This is a genomic window from Pseudonocardia kujensis (genome assembly GCF_021283305.1).
Lineage (GTDB): Bacteria > Actinomycetota > Actinomycetes > Mycobacteriales > Pseudonocardiaceae > Pseudonocardia > Pseudonocardia kujensis.
On the sequence record NZ_JAJSOK010000144.1, the window covers coordinates 1 to 2689 of the forward strand.

The following is a 2689-nucleotide window of genomic DNA, read 5'->3' on the forward strand; positions in this document are numbered from 1 at the left end:
GACGCCCTCGAAGCCCAGCCGCTCGGCCGTGTCCACGATCGTCAGCATGTCCTGCAGCAGCTCGCCCCACGGGCGGTCCATGTCCGAGTAGAAGAAGGGCGTCGTCACCCAGAACTTCAGTGCCATGACTCACTCCATCGTCGGGAATCGTGTGTGAAGAGGAAGGAACGGGTGAGGCTGAGTCCGACGCTCCGCGGACCAGCTGCGACAACGTGGGGCGAGGCTGGGATCTCTCCACGCCACCCGAGGTCGGAGCTCGACTTCGTGGCGAAGTACGGTCCACTCGGCGACGGACTGCTTGCACGTACGCTCGTTCGGGAACGGCCTGGCAGCAGGGTGCGCTCGGGCGTCGAGGGTTGGTCTCGCGTGAGCATGGTCATGTGGCCTGTGTCGCCTCCTTCAGGGAGTTGACCCAGAACGGGTTGGTGAGCAGGAGCCGTCCGATCGCGACGAGGTCGCAGTCCCCGCCGGCGAGCGCGGCTTCGGCCGCTTCGGCGCTGCTGATGCCGCCGGCGACGATGGTCGGCACACCAGTGCGTTCGCGGACCTGTGCGGCGAGGTTGCGGAAGTCGACCGGGATCTCGAACGATGACGCGCCCTCGACCGCGCCGCCGGCCGCGGCGTCGATGGCATCGCAGCCGGCCCGGCTGAGCTGGTTGATGACCGGGATGGCGTCGTCGACATGCCAGCCGCCGTCGGCGAGGTCGTCGATCGCCAGCCGGACGAACAGCGGCATTCCCGGCTCGCAGGCTGCGCGTACCTGTTCCACGATTTCCAGCAGGAACCGACTGTTGGCCTCGGGGCTGCCGCCGTACGGGCCTGAGCGGTGGTTGGTCAGCGGCGAAAGGAACTCGTGAATGAGATAGCCGTGCGAGGCGTGGATCTCGATCACGTCGACGCCGACCCGACTCGCCCTGGCTGCGGCCTGCCCGAAGGCGGCGACCAGGTCGCAGATCTCCTCGTCGGTCAGCGCGTGGGGCTGGTGGCTCGAGGTGCTGAAGGGCGCCCCGGTAGCACCGACGACCTGGTCGAGCGCGTCGCTGTCGGCGAAGGCCTTCCGCCCGGTGTGCCCGAGCTGCACACCGACCTTGGCCCCCTGCGCGTGGCAGAAATCCACGATGGGCGCCAGCGCCGCGGCCTGCTCGTCGGTGTAGAGGCCGAGAGCACCGCCGTGGCCGCGGCCCTCGGGCGAGACCGCCGAGTCCTCGATCATCACGAGCCCGACACCACCGACCGCACGCGAGCCGTAGTGCACCAGATGCCAACTATCTGCGCACCCGGTCTCGTCAGCGGAGCGCTGCGACATCGGCGCCATGACGACCCGATTCGGCAGCTCCAGGCCCCGAACCTTGAGGGGGTCGAGCAACATGAGCGTCTCCTTAAACCGCAGGCGGTCGGCCGTCCGACCGGTCAGAAGATGTGGTTGGAACCGTCGAACACCGCGCTCAGCGAGCCACCCACCTCGATCTGAGCGATCGACGGAGCAAGACGCTCGGGACACGACAACTGCTGCACCAGACCACTCACCGGGCTACGCAGCGCACCCGTGTCGGTGACGAACTGGTCGAACCTTCTCAGATGGACGCGGGCGGGCCAGGTGACCTCCGATGCACACGGGTCGGCCAGTGGCCTTCAGAGTCAGGGCTCGATCCTGTGCCGACATGCCCGTTCCGCAGCTGCCGTGGTCGACGGTGAATCGTGGACGCGGCGCCGTGGGTGTCCGTGTTCTTCGGGACCATGTCCTCGAGCCCAGCTCCCGGGCGCGGGCGGCAGGCATCGGCGCACACAGGATGCCGGTCGTGTGCCGCACCCTGAAGGCCACCGCGTCCGCGGTTGTCAGAGCGCCCGCCGGGATCAGATCGCCCTCGTCCTCGTGTCCATGGTCATCGGCGACCACGACCAGCCCACCTGACGGAAGCGCCTCGACGGCCGAACGCACTGCCTGAGCGGCACGCTCCAGCTCTCCGGTCCTACGGACCACCTGAGGATCCCACCCTTCGCGATGAATCGACCTGCACACGGCGACCACCTCGGCCTCCGCCACAGGGGTCGAGCTTCCTGCCGAACTCACCGCCCTGTGCGACCCGATCTGCCGGGCTACTTTGAACAAACGTCCAACATCGCGCCTGAGTATGGGCATCGCTCCACGGCGTGTCAACGGTCAGTTGATCGGTACGCGCGATCCCAGCGGTGACGAAGCACCCGGCGGCCCGCTGGGGCTGCCCGACCGCTGGGGCTGCCCGTCTGGGCCCGGGGGCGCCGAGGGATGCCGAGGGATTACGGGCCCGTCTGCTCGCTCGGCAGGACCGCACGCCGTCCGGTAGCGGTCGCGGGAGGGGCCGGCCACCCAGCGAGCCTCCCGACGGGCCGTCCGGGTCCGTGAGTCCTGGGCCGGCGCCCCGAGGCACATCGTTCAGCCGCTCGACCTCTGCTGGCCGGGTGGAAACGTTCCGAGCCCTTGTCAGTTCTCCGGGATCTGGCTACTTTCGGCCGGGTAGGGGGCCGCGAACCGGGCGGCAGGTACGCCCTTGGCAGAAACGTTTACCTCGAAGAGGAGGGCATGTGCCCGACAGTCTGAGTTCTGCCCCGCTCCGCGTCCTGGTCGCGGGTGAGTCCTGGATCAAGCACACGATCCACATGAAGGGTTTCGACCAGTTCCACTCCACGGAGTACGAGGAGGGTGCTGGTG

3 protein-coding genes are annotated in these 2689 nt (G+C 68.4%); 1 reads left to right on the plus strand and 2 read right to left on the minus strand.

Annotated features, from left to right (window positions below):
* Window positions 1-376: 376 nt before the first annotated feature.
* Both LWC35_RS38675 and LWC35_RS41200 read right to left on the minus strand, forming a co-directional pair.
* Window positions 377-1366: an oxidoreductase gene (locus LWC35_RS38675; protein ID WP_232875564.1), complete on the minus strand. Its 990-nt coding sequence runs from the start codon at window positions 1364-1366 to the stop codon at window positions 377-379.
* A 165-nt stretch (window positions 1367-1531) separates the two neighbouring features.
* Window positions 1532-2140 (minus strand): 3,4-dihydroxy-2-butanone-4-phosphate synthase, encoded by a 609-nt coding sequence (locus LWC35_RS41200; RefSeq protein ID WP_372463179.1) that lies wholly within the window; start codon window positions 2138-2140, stop codon window positions 1532-1534.
* A 422-nt stretch (window positions 2141-2562) separates the two neighbouring features.
* On the opposite strand from LWC35_RS41200, the gene LWC35_RS38680 reads away from it, so the two are divergent.
* On the plus strand, window positions 2563-2689 hold a 127-nt coding region (locus LWC35_RS38680; RefSeq protein WP_232868929.1), incomplete at its 3' end, for a glutamine amidotransferase.

Bases quoted from the DNA above. Each gene is read 5' to 3' on its own strand.
- LWC35_RS41200 (WP_372463179.1), bottom strand. From the start codon at position 2,140: ATGCCCATACTCAGGCGCGATGTTGGACGTTTGTTCAAAGTAGCCCGG.